Genomic DNA, 21178 nt, shown 5'->3' on the forward strand with positions numbered 1-21178 from the left:
GGGCCTCCGCCCCCAGGCCCCCGGGGTGGGGGTGTCTGGGGTGGGTTGGCTGGTTGCGGGTGGGTGGGGGCTGGTCGCGCAGTTCCCCGCGCCCCTAAAAACCGGGCAGTCCCCCGCGGCCCTGAAAACCATCCCCGCCCGCGCAAATCCAGCCCCTTGGGGGCACCTCCCAGCGGTAGCTGGGGGAGTTTGAGGAGCGGGGTCCGGGGCGGAGCCCCGGGGATGGGACGGGTAGGGGCGGCGGGGGCGAGGAAAACCCCGTTCCCCTACAGCGTTCTGTGAGCCAGTGACAGTGTGCGGTGGGCGGAGGCCACGACGGCTGGGTCGATGAAGCAGCCGTTGGGGAGGGCCTGGGCGCCGGGCTCCTTGGCGGCGGCCTCCAGGATCTCCCTCGCCGACTCGACCTCCTCCCGCGTCGGCAGATACGCCCGTTCGATGACCGGAAGCTGACGGGGATGGATGGCGGCGCGCCCGAGGAAGCCGAGGGCGCGGCCGTGGTCGCAGGAGCGGGCCAGGCCGTCGAGGTCCCTGGTGTCCGGGTGGATCGACTGGGCGGGGGGCGGGAGGGACGCGGCCCGGGCGGCCAGGACGACCCGGGAACGGGGCCAGTCCAGGGCCGTGTCGGACCGTACCCCTAGGTCGGCCCGGAGATCCGCCTCGCCGAGGGCGATGCCCTTGAGCGCCGGATGGGAGGTGGCGACGGCGTAGGCCTGCTCCACGCCGAGGGCGGTCTCGAGAAGGGCGTAGAGGGGGATCGCTCCGCCTCCGGCGGGAGCGCACCCCTCCGCCACGCGGACGACCTCCGCCGGGGACGTCACCTTGGGCAGGCGCAGGCCCGAGAGGCCCGGGAGAGGGGCCAGGGTGGCGAGGTCCGCGGCCGCGGGCGGGGTGCTCAGGGCGTTCACGCGGACGTGGACCGGGACCGGCGGAGGCTCGGAGAGCAGGTCGGCGGTGGCCGCGCGGGCGTACTCCTTGCGGTCGGGGGCCACCGCGTCCTCCAGGTCGACGAGGACCACGTCCGCGCCGGAGGCGAGCGCCTTCGTCACCACCTCCGGGCGGTCCCCGGGAACGTACAGCCAGGTCAGGGGGATCGTGGGGGCCTCCGTCGACACAGAGGGCACAGAGGGCACAGAGGGCACAGAGGGCACAGGAGTCCTAGGGGTCACAGGGCGCCTTCCGTGCGCAGGTCGGCCAGGTCCCTGTCCGTCAGGCCGAGCTCGGCCAGAACCGCTTCCGTGTCCGCGCCGTGCGGCCGCCCCGCCCAGCGGATCGCGCCGGGTGTGGAGGACAGCCGGAAGAGGACGTTCTGCATGCGCAGGGGGCCCAGTTCGGGGTCGTCCACGGTCGTGACGGTGCCGAGGGCCTCGTACTGGGGGTCCCGCATCACGTCCCGTACGTCCTGAATGGGGGCCACCGCCGCCTCCGCCTTCTCGAAGGCCGCGACGACCTCCTCCCGGGTGCGGTCGGCGACCCACGCCCCCACCGCCTCGTCGAGGACGTCCGCGTGGCCGGCGCGGCCGGCGCCCGTCGTGAACCAGGGCTCGGTGGTCAGCTCGGGGCGGCCCACCAGTCGCATCACCCGCTCCGCCACCGACTGGGCCGAGGTCGAGATCGCGACCCAGCGGCCGTCGGCCGTGCGGTAGGTGTTGCGGGGCGCGTTGTTCTGTGTGCGGTTTCCCGTGCGGGGCTGGACGTGGCCCAGCTGGTCGTACCAGAGGGGCTGCGGGCCCAGCACCGTGAGGATCGGCTCGATGATCGCCATGTCGACCACCTGACCCTCGCCCGTGCGGTCCCGGGCGGCGAGGGCCGTCATCACCGCGTACGCCGTCGTCAGGCCCGCGATGGAGTCGGCCAGGCCGAACGGTGGGAGGGTCGGCGGGGCGTCCGGTTCGCCCGTGATCGCGGCGAAGCCGCTCATCGCCTCCGCGAGGGTGCCGAAGCCGGGGCGGCGCGCGTACGGACCGTACTGGCCAAAGGCGGTGACGCGGGCGAGGACCAGACGGGGGTTCGCGGCGTTGAGGTCGGACCAGCCCAGGCCCCACTTCTCCAGGGTTCCCGGGCGGAAGTTCTCGATGATCACGTCGGCGGTGGCGGCGAGCCTCAGCAGGGTCGTCCGTCCGCCCGGCGTGGACAGGTCGAGCGTCATCGCGCGCTTGTTGCGGCCGAGGAGCTTCCACCACAGGCCCACGCCGTCCTTCGACGGCCCGTGCCCCCGGGCCGGGTCCGGTTTGCGCGGGTGCTCGACCTTGATGACCTCCGCGCCGAAGTCGCCGAGCATCGTGGCGGCGAGAGGGCCCGCGAAGAGGGTCGCGAGGTCGAGGACGCGCAGGCCGGACAGCGGCGCGGGCGTCGCGTTCACGTCGTGCGTCGAGTTGTGCATCGAGGTGTCGTCTCCCGGAGGGTGAGCTGGGCGAGGGCGTCGAAGCCGATGCCGTTGTAGTCGGCCACGGAGGTGGCGAGCCGGTTCTTGAGGGGCCGGGTCCAGCGTTCGGGCAGGGCCGTGGGGGCGCCGGCGAGGAGGCCCGCGATACTGCCCGCCGTCGCACCGTTCGAGTCGGTGTCCCAGCCGCCCGACACCGCACGGCAGACGGAGCCGGTGAAGTCGCCGTCCGCGTGGGTGAGGGCGGCGGCGAGCAGCGCGGTGTTGGGGACGGCGTGGACCCAGTGGTAGTCGGCGTGGGTGGCGTGGAGGGTGTCCACGACCGTGTCGAAGTCCCTGTGCTTCCGCGCCAGTTGGATCGCGTGACGCACCGCCGCGGCGAGGCGGGAGCCCGGCGGGACGACCCGGAGTCCGGTGCGCAGGCAGTGGTGGACGTCGTGGGCGCCGGTGGCGGCCTCGGCGATGGTGGCGGCGGCGAACATGGCCGCGTGGACACCGTTCGCCGTGTGGGTGAGGACCGCGTCCCGGTGGGCCTGTTCGGCCGCGGTCGCCGGGTCGCCGGGGTTGGTCCAGCCATGGACGTCGGCGCGGATCAGAGCGCCGATCCACTCGCGGAACGGGTTGCGGTGGCGGGCCGTGCGCGGTGGCTCGATGCCGGTGAGGAGGTTGCGGTAGGCGACGCGTTCGGCGGTGAAGGTGCGGCCGGCGGGGAGTGCGTCGAGCCAGAGCCGGGCCACGTCGGCCGTGGTGAAGCCGGGGCCGTGGCGCCCGAGCAACAGCAGGCCCAGCAGGGGGTAGTTGAGGTCGTCGTCCTCGGGCATGCCGTCGATGTTCTCGGCGAGCGAGGTGGCGGCCGAGCGGCGGTTCCAGGGGTGGGCGGCCGCGAGGTCGGCGGGCACGCCGCGCGCGGTGAACCAGGTGCTCAGGGGCCAGTTGCCGGTGGACCGGGCGAGCTCGCGGATGGCGTGCAGCGGGAGCTTCTCCACGGGTTTGCCGAGGAGACAGCCCGCGGCCCTGCCGAGCCACGCGGCCTCCAGACGGGCGAGGTGGCCGGCGGGGACGTGGTGGTCCTGTCTGGCCGGCCACTCGGGGCACAGGGCGCGGATACGGTCGAGCTCCGTCGGCTCCGCGTCCCGCAACCCGCTGGGCAGATCGGCCAGTTCGTCCAGCAGGTCCTCGGCGAGCAGCCTCAGGTACGGCGACACGGGCTCCGGTGACGCGCCCGCGCGGTCCGGGGCCGCCGGGCCGCCCGCCGCGACCCAGCGTGCCGCGATCGCCGACGGCTCCCGGCCGTCCTGGGCGGCCTGCCGCAGTTCGTGACCGAGGAGGTCCTCCGGCTGCACCCAGGTCAGGCGCAGGGCGGTCCCCGTCACGGCGGTCACCGGCCGGCCGCCAGGGCCGCGAAGGCCTCCTCGTGCGCCCTCCGGCGGCGTACGTCCCGTGCGAAGACCTCGCGCGCCACCTCCGCGAGGACCGACGCCGGGGCGTGCAGGTCGAGGCGGCTGGCCTCGGCGACCTGCTTCGCCCAGTCGGAGGGGACGTCCGAGCCGAGCGCGCCCGCCAGGGCGCCGGACATCGTGGCGACGGAGTCGCAGTCGCGGCCGTAGTTCACCGAGCCGAGCACGGCGTGCCGGTAGTCGCCGCGCGCCACCACCAGCATGCCGAGGGCGACGGGGAGTTCCTCGATGGCGTGCAGCCGGGAGGGGCGGCGGGCACCCAGCGAGGGAGAGCGGTAGTCGGGGCCGACGGTGTCGTACGGCGTCACCGCCTCGCGCAGGGGCCCGAGCGCCGACTCGAAGTCCGCGTAGCGGGACGCCGTTTCGCAGACCGCCTCGATCGCGGCACGGGTGCCGTCCTTGGCCAGGGACAGACAGGCCGCGACCACCGAGTCCGGGGTGGCGCCCGGCGCGCACGCCGCCGCGACGGCCGCCGCGAACACCCCGGCCGCCTCCCTGCCGTACGACGACTGGTGGGCGCCCGCCACGTCGAGCGCCTCCGCGTACGCGCCGTGCGGATTGGCCGCGTTGACCAGGCCGACCGGCGCCATGTACATCGCCGCACCGCAGTTGACGATGTTGCCGGAGCCGGCCTCGCGCGGGTCCACATGGCCGTAGTGGAGGCGGGCCACCAGCCACTTCTCGGCGAGGAAGATCCGCTGCAGCGGAAGGGCGTCCGCCTCCAGCTCCGGGATCCAGCGCGGGGTCGTCATCAGGTCGGGAACGAGGTGCTCGGCGACGGAGTACGCGTCGAGGTGGTCGCGGACGGTGGCGTACACGCGGACCAGCGCGTGGGTCATGAGGGTGTCGTCGGTGACGTGCCCGTCGCCCTTGTGGTACGGGGCGAGGGGGCGGGCGGTGCGCCACTCGTCGCCGTTCCAGGGGCCGACGACGCCGTGCACGCGGCCGCCGTGGCGCTCGGCGATCTGCTCGGGGGAGTAGCCCTCGACGGGGCCGCCGAGAGCGTCTCCCACGGCCGCGCCGACCAGGGCGCCGGTGATGCGTTCGTCCAGGGTCGGGTTCTGTTCTCGTCCGTCCAATGCCAGGCCCGCTTCCCGTTCATCCGGAGTGTCCTGAGTGCATGTTGTTCCTGAAGTGCGCTTCATGTCCGAATCATTCACCTGGGGTGGCCAGTTCCGTGGCTGCGAGGAGTTCGGCGAGGTGTACGAGATCCGTACCGGTGAGGCGGGGCAGCGCACAGCCGGAGAGGGTGCGGCAGGCGTCCCGCCACGTGGCCGGGATGGCGGCGGCGCCGCCGAGGGCTCCGGTCAGGGCGCCGACGAGGGCGGGGGCGGAGTCGGCGACGCGGGACAGACAGGCGGCGGCGGGAACGGCCTCGGCGATCCTGCCGCGAGCGGCGGTGGCGAGCGCGAGGGCGACGGGGACGGTCTCGGCAGCCGCGATGCCGTAGCTGTAGACGTGGTCGACGATCTGGTGCTCGAGGAGCGGCACGAGAGCGAACGTCCCCTCGCCCGCGTGGTCCCGGGCGAGCCGCAGCGCGTGCCGGGCGTTGCGGCCGATCTCCGTCTCCTCGGGGAGCTCGGCGAGCGCCGCCGCCACACAGGCGTCCACGTCCGCGCCGTCGAGCGCGAGGGCGAGGGCGGCCCCCATGGCGCGGGCGCCGTGCACGCCGTCGCCGTCCTGCGTGTAGCGGGCGTCGAACTCGGCCAGTTCGGCGGCGAGTTGGGGGTCACCGGTGTGGGCGATGGCGAGCACACAGGCCCGTACGCAGGCCGCGTCGTCGAAGTAGTGCGGGTTGTCGTGGCCCGTGGCGGGCGGGCGCAGACCGGTGGCGAGGTTGCCGAGTCCCGCCCGTACCGAGATGCGGGCGCGCAGCGGCAGGACGGCCGACTCGACCTCGGGTGCCCGCTCGGCGGCGGCCGCGACCTCGCTGGCCACGGCGTTCCAGGACAGGTCGATCGCCGCCCGCATCCGCCGGGCGCGGCTGAGGTCGCCCAGTGCGCCGCAGTCCCCGGCCCGCAGCACGGCCTCCGCCGCGAACGCCGCCCACTCCGCGTCGTCGGAGGGGCCCAGCCTGAGGGGCTCCGGGGGCTGGTTGAGCGCGATGGGCACGGGCAGGGTGGTCGTCGCGTTCTGCTCGGCGAACGTGTCGAGTTCGCGGGTGAGGCGTCGTGTCCACTCGGGCATACGGGCGGCTCGGTGCCGTGCGGCCGGCCAGCCGGCGGCATCGCCTGCGGCGAGGCCGAGGAGGAGGCCCTCGATGTGGGTGCCTGTCGGGGGGTGCGGTGTCGTGTCGGCCTCGGCTTCGCCTTCGGCCGGGTTTGTTCTCCCACCCGCACCGCCCGTGCGGCCTTCGTCGTCGGGTGCGGGTGGCCCCTGTGGGGGCTTCTCCGCGTTGGCGGCCGCGGGTGCGAGGAGCGGTCCATGAGGGCTCACGGGCGGGCCTCCTTCTCGTCGCCGGCGAGCACGTACCCGTCCCGGCCCGGGCGTGGTCCGTCGTCCGGCGGGAGGCCCGGCAGCAGTGCGGGCGCCCACTTGGGGGACTCGTCGGGGGTCAGCAACTCCGCGATGTCCAGGACGTGGTGGCCCCGCATCGAGGGCAGGCAGCTGCCCCGCGCCGGGCCGATGGCCGCCGCCCAGGACGGCGGGATCGCCGAGGCGCCCCGGGTGGCGCCGGCCAGCGCGCCCGCGACGGCCGCCGTGGTGTCGGCGTCGCGCCCCATGTTGACGGCCGTGAGCACCGCACTTGTGAAGTCGCCGTCGGCCGCCGCGTACGCGCCGAAGGCCAGTGCGACGGCCTCCGGCGCCAGGTCCGTCCAGGGGTAGCCGCCGATCACCACGGCGGAGCGGACCGCGCGTTCGCCGAGGTGGGCGGCCGCCACCGCTCGGCGCAGGGAGCGGGCGGTCCAGGAGTCGTCCGGGACGACCGCCAGGGCCGAGGCGACCACGGCGATCGTCGGGGCGCCCGCCATCGCGGCCGCCACGCCCGCCGCGACCGCCTGGCCGCCGTAGATGCCCTCGCCGTCGTGGCTCACCGAACCGTCGACGGCGACCAGCCGGGCCGCCTCCGCCGGGCGGCCCGCCGCGAAGACACCGAAGGGCGCGGCCCGCATGGCCAGGCCGTCGCTCCACGCGTGCCGGTGCTGGGCCGAGATCGGTGCCGCGAGGCCGCGGCGCAGGTTCTCCAGCGTGCCGCGCTCGCTGAAGCCCGCGCCCCGGAACGGGCCCTCGTCGCGGTCCGCGATCCACTGGTGCCAGGCCGACTCCACGTGCCGGGCCGTGAGCGCCGACCCGTGCCGGGCCAGCAGCAGCCCGGAGAAGATCGCGTACTCGGTGTCGTCCGTACCGCAGGGGCGCTCGGTCACGTACCCCGTGATCCGGCCCCAGCGCGCACGGATCTCCGACGGCTTCATGTTCTCGGCGGGTGCGCCCAGCGCGTCCCCGACGGCGAGCCCGAGGAGTGCGCCGCGCGCCCGCTCGCGCAGGCCGGCGGCGTCCCCGGGCGCCGGGATCGAGGGAATGCAGGCGATGGCAGCCATACGATGCCTCTCTGAGGGCCTGAGCGACCCCAGGAGGGCGGGCGCGTCCCGGCGCCGCCCGGTGCGCGCCCCGCCCTCGCGAGGGCTTCGCACCCCAGGGTGGGGAGCCCTTCGCCGTACCGCCGAGGGCCCAGGTAGCTCCGCTACGAGAACCCTCGTCCGGCGCGCCGGGAGCGCGCACCGAACGACGCGGGAACGCGACCTGTGCTTCCCCGGCGCCACTCAGCTGCGAGTACTTGATCTGCTCTTCGGATCTTTGACACCGCGCGTCCCACCGGCGTCCGGAATCCCCGCCAATCACCCGGTCGACATCTGTGCGGAACCCTGTACGAATGAGCGGGGGAGGGTGCGTGGCGCCCCGAAACCACCGGGTCGCATGCTGAGACATGCTGAGACGTCGCAGGTAAGTACGGCCTTCCTTGCTGGCAGGAGTGATTTTCCGCGCGTACGTTCGAGATGTTGAGGAGAGTCGGCACCACCCGAGGGGGACCCGAACCGTGGCCATCATCGAGACCGAAGCGACGCTGCACGAAGCGCACCGGGACAACCACACGCACCGCGACGTGAACGGCGGCTGGCTGCGTCCGGCCGTCTTCGGGGCGATGGACGGGCTCGTGTCCAACCTGGCCCTCCTGACCGGTGTCGCGGGCGGGTCCGTCGGTCAGCAGTCGATCGTTCTCACCGGGCTCGCGGGGCTCGCGGCGGGGGCCTTCTCCATGGCCGCCGGCGAGTACACCTCCGTCGCCTCGCAGCGCGAACTCGTCGAGGCCGAGCTCGATGTCGAGCGCCGGGAGCTGAGAAAGCACCCGGAGGACGAGGAGCGGGAGCTCGCCGAGCTCTACGTCAGCCGCGGCGTCGAGCCCGAGCTCGCCCGGCAGGTCGCCGTGCAGTTGTCGCGCGATCCCGAGCAGGCCCTGGAGATCCACGCCCGTGAGGAGCTGGGCATCGATCCCGGCGATCTGCCCTCGCCGACCGTCGCCGCCGTCTCGTCCTTCGGCTCCTTCGCCCTGGGGGCCCTGCTCCCCGTGCTGCCCTACCTGCTCGGAGCGACGGCACTGTGGCCCGCCGTGCTGCTGGCGCTCGCCGGGCTCTTCGGATGCGGTGCCGTCGTGGCCAGGGTGACGGCGCGGACCTGGTGGTACAGCGGACTGAGGCAGCTCGCGCTCGGGGGTGCCGCCGCGGGTGTGACGTACGCCCTGGGCAGTTTGTTCGGTGCGGCCCTATGATGCATCGGCTGCCCGTATGCGAACTACCTATGCGAGGGACCGCATAAGTAATCGTTACTACGCGGTTTCGAATGCTTAACCGCTGGGCATGAGCCGTAAGCGCCGCGGGCAATGACGCCCGCTCCGCACCCGTGGTGGGCGACCACCGCACGTGGTGGGCGACCACCGCACCCGTGGTGGGCGACCTCGCCCCCTGCGCATCCCGGGTCGGCGGACATTGATCTGTCCGTCCGGCTCCCCTTGATTTCGCCGCCGCGCGCGGTATCCGCGCCGCGTGCCAGCGGCGTCCGCATGTTGGAACGAATTATCTCGGTTCCCGAGAAGCGCGCCATCATGTAATCTGCACGAAATTTTGCGCAGAGGGCCAGCGTCGTCCCTCGGCACCTGCTATATGCCACTGACGACGACGGGAGAGCCGATGCGTACGCCGCGCCAGCCGTCCCAGCACTCCGCGAATGGCCAGAACTGGTCCTTCATGGATGCTCGCCCTGCTGCGCAGGGTATGTACGACCCCCGCAACGAGCGCGACGCGTGCGGCGTCGGCTTCGTCGCGACCCTCACCGGCGAGGCGTCCCACACCCTGGTCGAACAGGCCCTCACGGTCCTGCGCAACCTGGAGCACCGCGGTGCCACCGGCTCCGAGCCCGACTCCGGCGACGGCGCCGGAATCCTCTCCCAGGTCCCCGACGCCTTCTTCCGCGAGGTGGCCGGATTCGAGCTGCCCGAGGCCGGCGCGTACGCGGTCGGCATCGCCTTCCTCCCCGAGGACGGGACCGAGAACGCCGTCTCGCAGATCGAGACCATCGCCGCAGACGAGGGCCTGACCGTCCTCGGCTGGCGCGAGGTGCCGGTCGCCCCCGAGCTCCTGGGCGCCACCGCCCGCTCGACCATGCCCGCCTTCCGCCAGGTCTTCGTGACCGACAGTGCGAGCAAGGGCATCGACCTGGACCGCAGGGCCTTCGGCCTGCGCAAGCGCGCCGAGCGCGAGGTCGGCGTGTACTTCCCGTCGCTGTCCGCGCGGACCATCGTCTACAAGGGCATGCTCACCACCGGCCAGCTGGAGCCCTTCTTCCCGGACCTGTCCGACCGCCGGTTCGCCTCCGCGATCGCGCTCGTGCACTCCCGGTTCTCCACGAACACCTTCCCGAGCTGGCCGCTCGCCCACCCGTACCGCTTCGTCGCGCACAACGGCGAGATCAACACGGTCATGGGCAACCGCAACTGGATGCGCGCCCGCGAGTCCCAGCTGGTCTCCGACCTGTTCGGCCCGTCGGAGAAGCTGGAGCGGATCTTCCCGATCTGTACGCCGGACGCGTCCGACTCGGCGACCTTCGACGAGGTCCTTGAGCTGATCCACCTCGGCGGCCGCTCGCTCCCGCACTCCGTGCTGATGATGATCCCGGAGGCGTGGGAGAACCACGACTCCATGGACCCGGCCCGGCGCGCCTTCTACCAGTACCACTCCACGATGATGGAGCCCTGGGACGGCCCGGCCTGCGTCACCTTCACCGACGGCTCCCAGGTCGGCGCCGTGCTCGACCGCAACGGTCTGCGCCCCGGCCGCTACTGGGTCACCGACGACGGCCTCGTCGTCCTCGGCTCCGAGGTCGGCGTCCTCGACATCGACCCCGCCAAGGTCGTCCGCAAGGGCCGCCTGCAGCCGGGCCGCATGTTCCTCGTCGACACCGTCGAGCACCGCATCATCGAGGACGACGAGATCAAGGCCCAGCTCGCCGCCGAGCACCCGTACGCGGAGTGGCTGGAGGCCGGCGAGATCGAGCTCTCCGATCTGCCCGAGCGCGAGCACATCGTGCACACCCACGCCTCGGTCACCCGCCGACAGCAGACCTTCGGGTACACGGAGGAGGAGCTGCGCGTCCTCCTCGCGCCCATGGCCAAGGCCGGCGCCGAGCCGATCGGCTCCATGGGCACGGACTCGCCGATCGCCGCGCTGTCCGAGCGCCCTCGGCTGCTCTTCGACTACTTCACCCAGCTGTTCGCGCAGGTCACCAACCCGCCGCTGGACGCCATCCGCGAGGAGCTCGTCACCTCGCTGCGCTCCTCGCTGGGCCCGCAGGGCAACCTGCTGGAGCCGACGGCCGCGTCCTGCCGTTCGGTCACCCTTCCCTTCCCGGTGATCGACAACGACGAGCTGGCCAAGCTCATCCACATCAACGCCGACGGCGACATGCCCGGCATGAAGGCCGCGACCCTCTCCGGCCTGTTCCGGGTCTCCGGCGGCGGTGACGCCCTCGCCGCGCGCATCGAGGAGATCTGCGCCGAGGCCGACGCGGCCATCGACAACGGTGCCCGCCTGATCGTGCTGTCGGACCGCCACTCGGACGCCGAGCACGCGCCGATCCCCTCGCTGCTGCTCACCGCGGCCGTCCACCACCACCTCATCCGCACCAAGCAGCGCACCCACGTGGGCCTGCTGGTCGAGGCCGGAGACGTCCGCGAGGTCCACCACGTCGCGCTGCTCATCGGCTACGGCGCCGCGGCCGTGAACCCGTACCTGGCGATGGAGTCCGTCGAGGACCTGGTCCGCGCGGGGACGTTCCTGTCGGACATCGAGTCCGAGCAGGCCATCCGGAACCTGATCTACGCCCTCGGCAAGGGCGTCCTGAAGGTCATGTCCAAGATGGGCATCTCCACCGTGGCCTCCTACCGCGGTGCCCAGGTCTTCGAGGCCGTCGGTCTCGACGACGCCTTCGTCGAGAAGTACTTCAACGGCACGACCACCAAGATCGGCGGTGTCGGCATCGACGTCGTCGCCAAGGAGGTCGCCGCCCGCCACGCCAAGGCCTACCCCGCCTCCGGCATCGCCCCGGCGCACCGCGCGCTGGAGATAGGCGGCGAGTACCAGTGGCGCCGCGAGGGCGAGCCGCACCTGTTCGACCCGGAGACGGTCTTCCGCCTCCAGCACTCCACGCGCTCGGGCCGCTACGACATCTTCAAGAAGTACACCGAGCGCGTGAACGAGCAGTCCGAGCGCCTGATGACCCTCCGCGGCCTGTTCGGGTTCAAGAGCGGTACCGAGGGCCGCCGGCCGATCTCCATCGACGAGGTCGAGCCGGCCTCCGAGATCGTCAAGCGGTTCTCGACCGGCGCCATGTCGTACGGCTCGATCTCCCGCGAGGCGCACGAGACGCTCGCCATCGCCATGAACCAGCTGGGCGGCAAGTCCAACACCGGTGAGGGCGGCGAGGACGCCGAGCGCCTGTACGACCCGGCGCGCCGGTCGAGCATCAAGCAGGTGGCGTCCGGCCGCTTCGGCGTGACGAGTGAATACCTCGTCAACGCGGACGACATCCAGATCAAGATGGCCCAGGGCGCCAAGCCCGGCGAGGGCGGCCAGCTGCCCGGCCACAAGGTGTACCCGTGGGTGGCGAAGACCCGGCACTCGACGCCGGGTGTGGGGCTCATCTCCCCGCCGCCGCACCACGACATCTACTCCATCGAGGACCTGGCCCAGCTGATCCACGACCTCAAGAACGCCAACCCGCAGGCCCGCATCCACGTGAAGCTGGTCTCCGAGGTCGGCGTCGGCACGGTCGCCGCGGGTGTGTCGAAGGCGCACGCGGACGTGGTGCTCATCTCCGGCCACGACGGCGGTACGGGTGCCTCCCCGCTGACCTCGCTGAAGCACGCGGGCGGTCCTTGGGAGCTGGGCCTGGCGGAGACCCAGCAGACCTTGCTTCTGAATGGTCTGCGGGACCGCATCGTCGTGCAGACCGACGGTCAGCTGAAGACCGGCCGTGACGTCGTCATCGCCGCGCTGCTCGGCGCCGAGGAGTTCGGTTTCGCGACCGCGCCGCTCGTCGTCTCCGGCTGCGTCATGATGCGCGTCTGCCACCTGGACACCTGCCCGGTCGGCATCGCCACCCAGAACCCGGTCCTCAGGGACCGGTTCACGGGCAAGGCCGAGTACGTCGTGAACTTCTTCCAGTTCATCGCCGAAGAGGTCCGCGAGATCCTCGCCGAGCTGGGCTTCCGCTCCATCGAGGAGGCCGTCGGCCACGCCGAGACGCTCGACGTGACCCGCGCGGTCAACCACTGGAAGGCGCAGGGCCTGGACCTGGAGCCGCTGTTCCACGTGCCCGGGCTGCCCGAGGGCGCGGTGCGCCACCAGCTGATCGCGCAGGACCACGGCCTGGAGAAGGCGCTCGACAACGAGCTGATCAAGCTCGCCGCCGACGCGCTGGCCGCTTCCGACGCGACGGACGCCCAGCCGGTGCGCGCCCAGGTCAAGGTTCGCAACATCAACCGCACGGTCGGCACGATGCTCGGCCACGAGGTGACGAAGAAGTTCGGCGGGGCCGGTCTGCCCGACGACACCATCGACATCACCTTCACGGGTTCGGCGGGCCAGTCCTTCGGGGCGTTCCTGCCGCGCGGTGTGACGCTGCGTCTGGAGGGCGACGCCAACGACTACGTCGGCAAGGGACTCTCCGGCGGCCGGGTGATCGTCCGTCCCGACCGGGGCGCCGACCACCTCGCCGAGTTCTCGACGATCGCGGGCAACACCATCGCCTACGGCGCGACCGGCGGCGAGCTGTTCCTGCGCGGCCGCACGGGTGAGCGGTTCTGCGTCCGCAACTCCGGCGCGACGGTGGTGTCCGAGGGCGTGGGCGACCACGGCTGCGAGTACATGACCGGCGGCCACGCGGTGGTCCTGGGCGAGACGGGCCGCAACTTCGCGGCCGGCATGTCCGGTGGCATCGCGTACGTCATCGACCTGAACCGCGACAACGTCAACGCCGGCAACGTGAGTGCCGTCGAGGATCTCGACGACACCGACAAGCAGTGGCTGCACGACGTGGTGCGCCGCCACGCCGAGGAGACCGGCTCGACGGTGGCCGAGAAGCTCCTCGCGGAGTGGTCCGTGGCCGTGGACCGCTTCAGCAAGATCATCCCCAGCACGTACAAGGCAGTGCTCGCCGCCAAGGACGCCGCCGAGCGAGACGGTCTCTCCGAGTCCGAGACGCACGAGAAGATGATGGAGGCGGCGATCAATGGCTGACCCGAAGGGCTTTCTGAACCACGGCCGCGAGGTCGCCGAGTCCCGCCCCGTCCCGGAGCGCGTCAAGGACTGGAACGAGGTCTACGTCCCCGGCTCCCTGCTGCCGATCATCAGCAAGCAGGCCAGCCGTTGCATGGACTGCGGCATCCCGTTCTGCCACAACGGCTGCCCGCTGGGGAACCTGATCCCCGAGTGGAACGACTACGCCTACCGCGAGGACTGGACCGAGGCGTCCGAGCGCCTGCACGCCACGAACAACTTCCCGGAGTTCACGGGCCGTCTGTGCCCCGCTCCGTGTGAGGCGGCGTGCGTGCTCGGCATCAACCAGCCGCCGGTCACCATCAAGAACGTCGAGGTCTCGATCATCGACAAGGCGTGGGACAGCGGTGACGTCAAGCCGCAGGCGCCCGAGCGCCTGTCCGGCAAGACGGTCGCGGTCGTGGGGTCCGGTCCCGCCGGTCTCGCCGCGGCCCAGCAGCTGACCCGGGCCGGCCACACGGTCGCGGTGTACGAGCGCGCGGACCGCATCGGCGGCCTGCTCCGCTACGGCATCCCCGAGTTCAAGATGGAGAAGCGGCACATCAACCGCCGTATCGAGCAGATGCGCGCGGAGGGCACCCGCTTCCGTACGGGCATCGAGATCGGCCACGACCTCAAGGCGACGGACCTGCGCAAGCGGTACGACGCGGTCGTGATCGCCGCCGGCGCCACGACGGCCCGTGACCTCCCGGTCCCCGGCCGCGAGCTCAAGGGCGTCTACCAGGCGATGGAGTACCTGCCCCTGGCGAACAAGGTGCAGGAGGGCGACTACGTGGCCCCGCCGATCTCGGCCGAGGGCAAGCACGTGGTGGTCATCGGCGGCGGTGACACGGGCGCGGACTGCGTGGGCACGGCCCACCGCCAGGGCGCGGCCTCGGTGACCCAGCTGGAGATCATGCCGAAGCCGGGCGAGGAGCGTGTCGCCGGCCAGCCGTGGCCGACCTTCCCGATGCTCTACAAGGTCACCTCGGCCCACGAGGAGGGCGGCGAGCGCGTCTACTCCGTCTCGACCACCCACTTCGAGGGCGACGAGGACGGCAACGTCCAGTGGCTGCACCTCATCGAGGTCGAGTTCGTCGACGGCAAGCTGACCCAGAAGCCGGGCACGGAGCGGAAGATCCCCGCCCAGCTGGTGACGCTGGCGATGGGCTTCACGGGCACGGACCGCGAGAACGGTCTCGTCGACCAGTTCGGCCTGGACCTCGACGAGCGCGGCAACGTCGCCCGCGACGCCGACTTCCAGACCAACGTGCCGGGTGTCTTCGTGGCGGGTGACGCCGGCCGCGGCCAGTCGCTCATCGTCTGGGCGATCGCGGAGGGCCGTTCGGCCGCCCGCGGGGTGGACCGCTTCCTCACGGGCGCGAGCGACCTTCCGGCCCCGATCCGGCCCACGGACCGGTCGCTGGTGGTCTGAGGGTCCGCAGATCCGCACGAGAACGGTGACCTGACGGTCACCCCATGAACGTCCCGTACAACGGCGTACGGAACACAGATGGCGCCTGCCCGCCAGTCCCCGACCGGACGACTGGGCAGGCGCCGTCGCATGTGCGCGGCCCACAGCGCTACTTGCTGGGAGCGATCCACGTGACGATGACGGCGGCGGCCACGGCGAGGACACCAAGGAGGGCGAGCCAGCGGGCCCATTCCACCTGGGCCCAGATACGCGGGATCCGCTCCGCCTCGTAGTCGAGCAGACTGATCGCGTCGTTCGGTATGCGTTCTCCCGGGCGGCCGTTCGCCGCGAGCACCCCCAGCCACGAGGCCACCACGAGCGCCAGGAATCCTGTGCAGAGCAGGGCGATGACCGCTGTGCGCGGACACCCCGTCAGTTTGCTCAGGTCTTCCTGGCCCTTGAGGACGAACACGGCCGTGAGCAGACCGGTCAGGGTGGAGAGGAAGTTCCGGTAGCCCTCCGCCTGCCGCAGAGCTGTTTGCAGCTGTGCGCCGGACGACGACATCTCCGCGAGGCGCCGGTCGGCGTCGTCCAGTTCCTCGCGCGGATACCCCGTCACGGTGTGCCGCCGGTCGACCATCGTGTGACCGTGATGCGTGCCCCGCAGCCCACGGTCACGCCGGTCGGGCGGCCGGTGTGCTGGGTCGTGCACTTGCACTTCACGCTCACCGGGCGCGAGCCGGACTCCTTGCGGCGCCGTTCGAAGAAACCGCCCTTGGCCTGTGGCGGCTGGGTGTCCTTGATCTGCACGGTCATCGTGCAGCCGCACACCGGGCACGCACCCGTACCCGTGCGGCGCACTTGGCCGCCCGCCGCGTTCTCCACCGCCCACTGGAAGGGAACGGGGTTGGTGGCGTGGGGCGTTTCGTCGTACTCGATGGGGGCCGGGCTCACTGAGGTTGCTCCTCGGGTTCTTCCAGTTCCCCGCTCTGTGGGGACGCGTCCTGTGGGTATTCGTCCGGGTCGGAGGCCGTCACGCGGAAACCGAAGAGGTCCGCGTATCCGGCGAGGCGTATCCGGACCGCCCGTTCGGTCAGATCCGTCTCCTCGGCGCACAGCGCGATGTGGTCCGCCGGCACCTCTCCGCACAGGGCGGGCGCGCGACCCGTGAGCTGCTCGGTGAGGACGACGACATCACGCCAGTCCGGCCTCACCGCGCCTTCGCGCTCGTCCGGTCGGCGAACCGTGACGCGGAGTCCGAGACAGCGGAAGGGCGCGTAGCGGTCGTACACCTTCGCGAGCGTCCAGCCGAACCTGCCTGCAACGAGGACGAGTTCGAGGGGGCCGAGAGTGCCGGGGCCCAGGAGGCCGGCGTCGAAGGCGGCGAGGTCGAAGTGGTTGGGGACGAACTGCCGGAGTGCCTCCGCGTCAGGGCCGGTGAGGTCGCCGGGAGGAGCCGGGGCGCCGAGCACGCTGAAGGCGGCGAGACGGACGAGGGAGTCGCCCAGGGGCAGACCGCTGTCGCGGGAGTGGGTGAGAAGGTGCTGGATGGTCAGTTCGGACCGGAACACGCCGGGGTCGTCCTCCCGGTCGCCGTTGTACAGAGCGGCCAGGTCCGTCTCCGTCGCGCGCAGGTGCCCTGCTCCGGGTGGTGGCGGCACGATGCCGAGAGGGAGGTGCCGGGTTGCCGCGCGCAGCCGCCGCTGCACCTGCTCCAGCGTCTCCCCGTTCACGGTGAGGGACAGTGTGAAGGAGAGCGTGGCGCCTTCCTTGTCGAAGAGCGGTCGGTAATCGCTGAAACCCAACAGGGCGTAGAGGTCCTCGTCCATCGCCTGACGCAACATGGGCTCCGCCGCGCACGCGGGATCGTCGGCCAGCAGACCGCAGGCCTCGAGCGGGCCCCACGCCTCCTTGAAATCCTCGGCGTCACCGCTGTATGCCGCGAACAGAGTGACCAGTTCCCAAGGGCCGTAGGGAGCCGCGAGATCGCTGTGGTCGTCCGGGTCGGTGGCGGTCCACCGGGGAGGCGTCCAGCCCGCGGCAGCCTCGGGTACCTGGGGGGCTGTCACTCCGGTGAGCGGCGCGGCCTCGTGCACCAGCTCCGCCATCATGCCCAGGGGTGTCCCGAGCTGGTGAGCGGCTGACACCAGCTGCCGCATGGACATGGTTCCCGTCCGCCACGGACTCGATCCGCCGTACGTCGGCCTCAGGAGCAGCAGCTCCCCTTCGGTGAGCTCACGCCATCCACTGTCCTCGTCCTGCCACGGCGCCCGGAACTCGAAGCCGAGGGGGCTCATCCGCAGGACCCGACGGACCACCTCCTCGAACGGCGGTGACGCACCGGAAAGGCGGGAACCGAGGCGCCACAGGAGCTGGATGCGTGTGAGCGTCCCCTGGAGCAGCCGCCCGGTGGGGAACCACTCGATGGAGAGGTCGGTCGTCAGGACACCCGCTTCCTCGAAGCCGACGACCGTGCCGCTCAGTTCCTCGTCGAGACGCGGTGGCAGGGGCAGTGCGTCGTCCAGGGTGCGCAACGTGTCCAGAAGGTCGACGCACTCCCGGAGCGGGATCTCACGGCAGGCGGACACCCAGACCATCGGAGCGTGCCGTGCGCTCTCGCCCTTCTGGGCGTCACGGTAGAGGACGTACAGATCGGCCGCCGCGGCGGTGGGGCGGACGTCAGCGAGTGCTCGCACGTCGCTGACAGCCGGTACGCGGGCTCCCGCGATGGCGTAGCGGCGCAGCGCCCGCACGGTGTCGCGAAGGGGAACTCCGGCAGCCTCGGCCGTGCGAAGGGCAGGGCCCCACTCCAACTCGGTATCGGGGTCGAACAGGAACAGCAGCGCGTCCAGGCCGGTCGGGTCGGGGTAGCCGGTGGGCAGGAACTCCCGGCCGCGTGACCTGGTGATCCGCAGTCGGCTCAGCCGCCAGTCGGTGAACAGTCTCTCCTCGTGTGTGCGTGTCCCCGCGCCGAAAAGGCGCGTCGTGGAATGCGGGTTGACCCGTACCTCGTCCATGGGGAGGCAGCCCACCTCGGCCAGCGGCATCCGCCCCCGCAGCAGCCTCCCGTCGTCCGTCGCCGGCTCCAGCACCGCCATGGCGTCCTTCGGCAGGGCGTCGAGCACCGCCACGGCCAGCCTGGGCGCAGCCATCGCCAGGCGCCACAGTCGTCGCAGCGACACCTCCTGCCACTGCACCGCACACTGCCCGGCCGACTTCAGAACCTCCTCCAGGACGAGTCCCTCTTTGTACGACAGCAGCTTGTTGCGGTCCACGCTCGGTTCGGGCCGGTGCCGCTCCCGCAGATTGGCGACGTAGCCGTGCACCGCCTGGGCACTCTTGATCACCACCCCGTCGAGCAGTAGTCGTCCCTCGCCCTGCACCAGCCACACGTCGGTTCCGTCGATGTGCGCCGCGTCCCCGTGCCAGTCTTCCTCCCCGCGCAGCTCACCCGGGAGCCATACGGTGGGCGGCCGCTTCCGCGGCGGGTCCTCCCGGCCCAGCTCGACCGCCTCCACCCTGTAGTCGCTCACCCACAACAGCGAGGTGAGCGTCTCCACGAGGGACGGCGGCTGTTCCCTCTCCGCGGCGGCGACGTACAGCCGGACGCGGGTGCCGCCGCCCGCCGGGGCGTCCTTGGCCGGGGTGATGCGCAGCAGACCTGAGCCCGACTGGATGTCGGCCTCGGAGAACTGGTCCCGGGCCAGCGGATTGCCGTACCGGTCCACCGGGGCGGTCTTGACCACGACCTCGTCCGCCAGCATGAAGTAGCTGAACACGCCGATGCCGAAACGCGAGTTGAGATCGGGAGGGGTGAGGCCCGCGCGCCGCCAGTCGCGGCGTTCCTGCACGAAGTCCGGATCCTGCTCGTAGCGCTTGCCGGCGCGCGCGAACATCGAGGTGAGCTTGGCACGGCTCATCCCCGTGCCGTTGTCCTGGCACTCGATGTAGAGGCGGCCCTGCTCGTCCCATCCCTGGACGAAGGTGATCACACCCTGCCAGTCGTCATCGCTCCGCTCGCCCCGGGCCTGACCGTACCGGTTGCGGATGTCACGGAGGCGGCAGGCGTCGAGCGCGTTCTGGTACAGCTCGCGGATGGCCAGCATGCGGTCCCCGTACAACTGGGTGCCCATCAGGAGGGGGCGGATCTCGTCCTCCGCCAGCCGGAAGCGCTCGATCGGGAGGGTGTACCGGCCGGGCTCCGGGCGCAGTTGACCGGTTGTGACGCGGCGGGGCAGGCCCCGGGTCAGTTCGCCGGTTCCTCTGGCGCGGATCGCGGCGATCGCCCCATCGGCTCGGGCGGCCAGCTCCTCCATGGCCACGTGCAGGGCGGGGTGCGGGCAGACGAAACGGATGTCCAGGTGGTAGGCGCCCGTGGCGCGGTCGTCGTCGACCGCGGAGAGGTCGTACTCCCCGGAGAGGGCCGTCACGACCGTGTGGGGCGAGAGCCTCTCGTGCGCACCGAGGTGGTCGACGAGCACGCTCGGCATCCGGCGCGGATCGGCGGCCAGGAGGCCCGCCGTCCAGATCAGCTGGGCGAGTTGCCGGCCGCGCCAGCGGCTGCCCGCGACCGGTGGGTAGTCGTGGTCCCACTGCTCGTCCCAGCCGAGGACGTTGATCCGCGGCCGGTCACCGGGCTCGACGGTCAGATGGCCGAGAACCTGGCGCACCTGACCGTCGATGCGGCGCAGTGTCAGGTCGGTCGGCCGGGACGGGCTTCTGCCCTCCGCGGAGGCGACGACGGCCGCGACGACCATCGATATCAGCGTATCGACCGGCTGATACGCCCCGGGCCCCTCCCACAGCCTGTCCCAGTCCGCGACGAACGTATGCCGAAGCCAGTGCTCTGCGGCCGTCGCCTCTTCGCCGAGGCCCCGGTCCTCCAGGGTCTTGAGGGTGCTCTGTACGTGGGCGTGGGCGCGGCGCACGTCGTCCATGGCGGCGGCGACCTCGGTGTCGTGGTCGTCGAGCTCGTCCGCCGCCGCTCGGGCGGTGACCTGGCGCAGATCCTCCAGGGCGATGGCGGTCACTGCCTCGTGCACCAGCGGCGCCGCGAGCAGGACCGCCGTCTCGGCCGGGGACAGCCGCTCCTCGCGGTCGTCGGGGCGGGCACGTTCCACCAGGGCGGCTATCCTGCGCTCGAAGCGGCTCGGGTAGTTGTCGTCGTGCCACGGGTCGTCGTGATGGGCGCCCGCGCCCGCGTGGATCCGCGTCACATGGTCGGCGAGCGTGGCCAGTGCGTCCTTCACCCGGGAGCGCGCCGTCTCGCTTCCGCCGGTGTGCTCCCACAGGGCCGACTCCGTCACGAGCGTTGCCCGGGGCAACTGCTCCTGTAGCCCCTGGCACAGTTCCAGCGAGCCGGGGACCTGGCCGTGCATCACGTACGTCTCGACGCTCGGTGTGTCCACGTCGTGACCGTCCGCGAGGTCCTGCGTCCCGCGTTCCGCGTGCTTGACGACCGTGCCGAGCGTGGTCGGTGGCTGCTGTGGGTCGAGGGCGTCCGCGAGGGATCTGCCGAACCAGCTGCCCTCCGCGGCGTCGGCGTAGGAGCGCTGGCCCCGGCCGCAGCTGTAGACCCAGACGACGTCCCGGGGCGGGCTCCACACGCCGCTCGTCGTCATCTCGCGTGGCCTGGGGGCCTCGACGCGGCAGATGTCCAGGAAGATCACGACGTTCACACCGCGTTGCAGCTGGTGCAACTGCATCCCGTCCGGGTCGGCGCCGATCAGTGAGCCGACGTCGAGGACGCGGCTGCCGTCCGCCGGATCCTCCATGTACTGGGCGTCCGCGGGCAGGAGGTAGTCCCGATCGGCCAGCGTCGCACCGTGGCAGGAGACGTACACCAACGCGGTGTCCCCCGGGCGGCAGGCCGCGAAGAACCGGCGCAGCTCGCCCTGGAGAGCCGCCTGGCCCAGGCGAAGCGCCTCACAGCACTCCGCGTGGCGCTCGATCGTGTCGTAGCCGGATGCCCTCAGGGCCGTGGCGACCAGGGAGACGTCCTTGGGCGCGGACGTCAGGGGGGTGAACTCGGCGGCGAGATCGGGATCGTCGTCCAGGAGCGAGGTGGTGCTCACCCCGATCAGCAGCGCACGTCGCACACCGTCCCCCTTCGGCCATACCC

The 21178-nt window shown here is 71.9% G+C and carries 12 protein-coding genes; 3 read left to right on the forward strand and 9 right to left on the reverse strand.

Translation table 11 applies throughout. The annotated features are described in order from the left end of the window. Positions 1-266: 266 nt before the first annotated feature. The 6 genes from AB0959_RS01945 to AB0959_RS01970 form a co-directional block, all read right to left on the reverse strand. Positions 267-1112, reverse strand: a complete 846-nt coding sequence (locus AB0959_RS01945; RefSeq protein ID WP_366824273.1) for a CoA ester lyase — start codon at positions 1110-1112, stop codon at positions 267-269. 50 nt (positions 1113-1162) lie between these two features. After that, complete coding sequence (locus AB0959_RS01950; RefSeq protein ID WP_366824274.1) at positions 1163-2380, reverse strand: CoA transferase; 1218 nt, start codon at positions 2378-2380, stop codon at positions 1163-1165. Then, the gene (locus tag AB0959_RS01955) at positions 2356-3753 is read right to left on the reverse strand and encodes an ADP-ribosylglycohydrolase family protein (RefSeq protein WP_366824275.1); all 1398 of its coding nucleotides are present in this window, start codon (positions 3751-3753) and stop codon (positions 2356-2358) included. The genes AB0959_RS01950 and AB0959_RS01955 overlap by 25 nt, the downstream gene beginning before the upstream one ends. Positions 3754-3758: 5 nt before the next feature. Then, positions 3759-4916, reverse strand: coding sequence for an ADP-ribosylglycohydrolase family protein (locus tag AB0959_RS01960; protein ID WP_366824276.1), 1158 nt, complete (start codon positions 4914-4916; stop codon positions 3759-3761). A 73-nt stretch (positions 4917-4989) separates the two neighbouring features. Then, positions 4990-6273: an ADP-ribosylglycohydrolase family protein gene (locus tag AB0959_RS01965; protein ID WP_366824277.1), complete on the reverse strand. Its 1284-nt coding sequence runs from the start codon at positions 6271-6273 to the stop codon at positions 4990-4992. Next, entirely contained in the window at positions 6270-7376 is a 1107-nt protein-coding gene (locus tag AB0959_RS01970) for an ADP-ribosylglycohydrolase family protein (protein ID WP_366824278.1), read from the reverse strand. Before AB0959_RS01970 ends, AB0959_RS01965 begins: the two co-directional genes overlap by 4 nt. Positions 7377-7873: 497 nt before the next feature. Between AB0959_RS01970 and AB0959_RS01975 the strand changes: the two genes are divergently transcribed. The 3 genes from AB0959_RS01975 (at position 7874) to AB0959_RS01985 (ending at position 15078) form a co-directional block, all read left to right on the forward strand. Further along, the gene (locus tag AB0959_RS01975; protein ID WP_366824279.1) at positions 7874-8602 is read left to right on the forward strand and encodes a VIT1/CCC1 transporter family protein; all 729 of its coding nucleotides are present in this window, start codon (positions 7874-7876) and stop codon (positions 8600-8602) included. A gap of 418 nt (positions 8603-9020) precedes the next feature. After that, entirely contained in the window at positions 9021-13625 is a 4605-nt protein-coding gene (gltB, locus tag AB0959_RS01980) for a glutamate synthase large subunit (protein ID WP_366824280.1), read from the forward strand. Further along, positions 13618-15078 (forward strand): glutamate synthase subunit beta, encoded by a 1461-nt coding sequence (locus tag AB0959_RS01985; RefSeq protein WP_366824281.1) that lies wholly within the window; start codon positions 13618-13620, stop codon positions 15076-15078. Before gltB ends, AB0959_RS01985 begins: the two co-directional genes overlap by 8 nt. Positions 15079-15226: 148 nt before the next feature. Here the strand turns inward: AB0959_RS01985 and AB0959_RS01990 are convergent, their stop codons facing one another. From AB0959_RS01990 to AB0959_RS02000, 3 genes are read right to left on the reverse strand one after another with little or no spacing between them, the layout of a single operon-like run. Then, positions 15227-15697 (reverse strand): hypothetical protein, encoded by a 471-nt coding sequence (locus AB0959_RS01990; RefSeq protein ID WP_366824282.1) that lies wholly within the window; start codon positions 15695-15697, stop codon positions 15227-15229. Continuing rightward, positions 15673-16011: a hypothetical protein gene (locus tag AB0959_RS01995; protein ID WP_366824283.1), complete on the reverse strand. Its 339-nt coding sequence runs from the start codon at positions 16009-16011 to the stop codon at positions 15673-15675. Before AB0959_RS01995 ends, AB0959_RS01990 begins: the two co-directional genes overlap by 25 nt. After that, positions 16008-21155 (reverse strand): caspase family protein, encoded by a 5148-nt coding sequence (locus AB0959_RS02000; protein WP_366824284.1) that lies wholly within the window; start codon positions 21153-21155, stop codon positions 16008-16010. Before AB0959_RS02000 ends, AB0959_RS01995 begins: the two co-directional genes overlap by 4 nt. Positions 21156-21178 lie beyond the last annotated feature (23 nt).

This window comes from Streptomyces sp. NPDC046862 (assembly GCF_040704615.1).
GTDB lineage: Bacteria > Actinomycetota > Actinomycetes > Streptomycetales > Streptomycetaceae > Streptomyces.

Coding starts and splice junctions, on each gene's coding strand:
- AB0959_RS01950 (WP_366824274.1), bottom strand. CDS start 2,380: ATGCACAACTCGACGCACGACGTGAACGCGACGCCCGCGCCGCTGTCC.
- AB0959_RS01990 (WP_366824282.1), bottom strand. CDS start 15,697: ATGGTCGACCGGCGGCACACCGTGACGGGGTATCCGCGCGAGGAACTG.
- gltB (WP_366824280.1), top strand. CDS start 9,021: ATGCGTACGCCGCGCCAGCCGTCCCAGCACTCCGCGAATGGCCAGAAC.
- AB0959_RS01985 (WP_366824281.1), top strand. CDS start 13,618: ATGGCTGACCCGAAGGGCTTTCTGAACCACGGCCGCGAGGTCGCCGAG.
- AB0959_RS01970 (WP_366824278.1), bottom strand. CDS start 7,376: ATGGCTGCCATCGCCTGCATTCCCTCGATCCCGGCGCCCGGGGACGCC.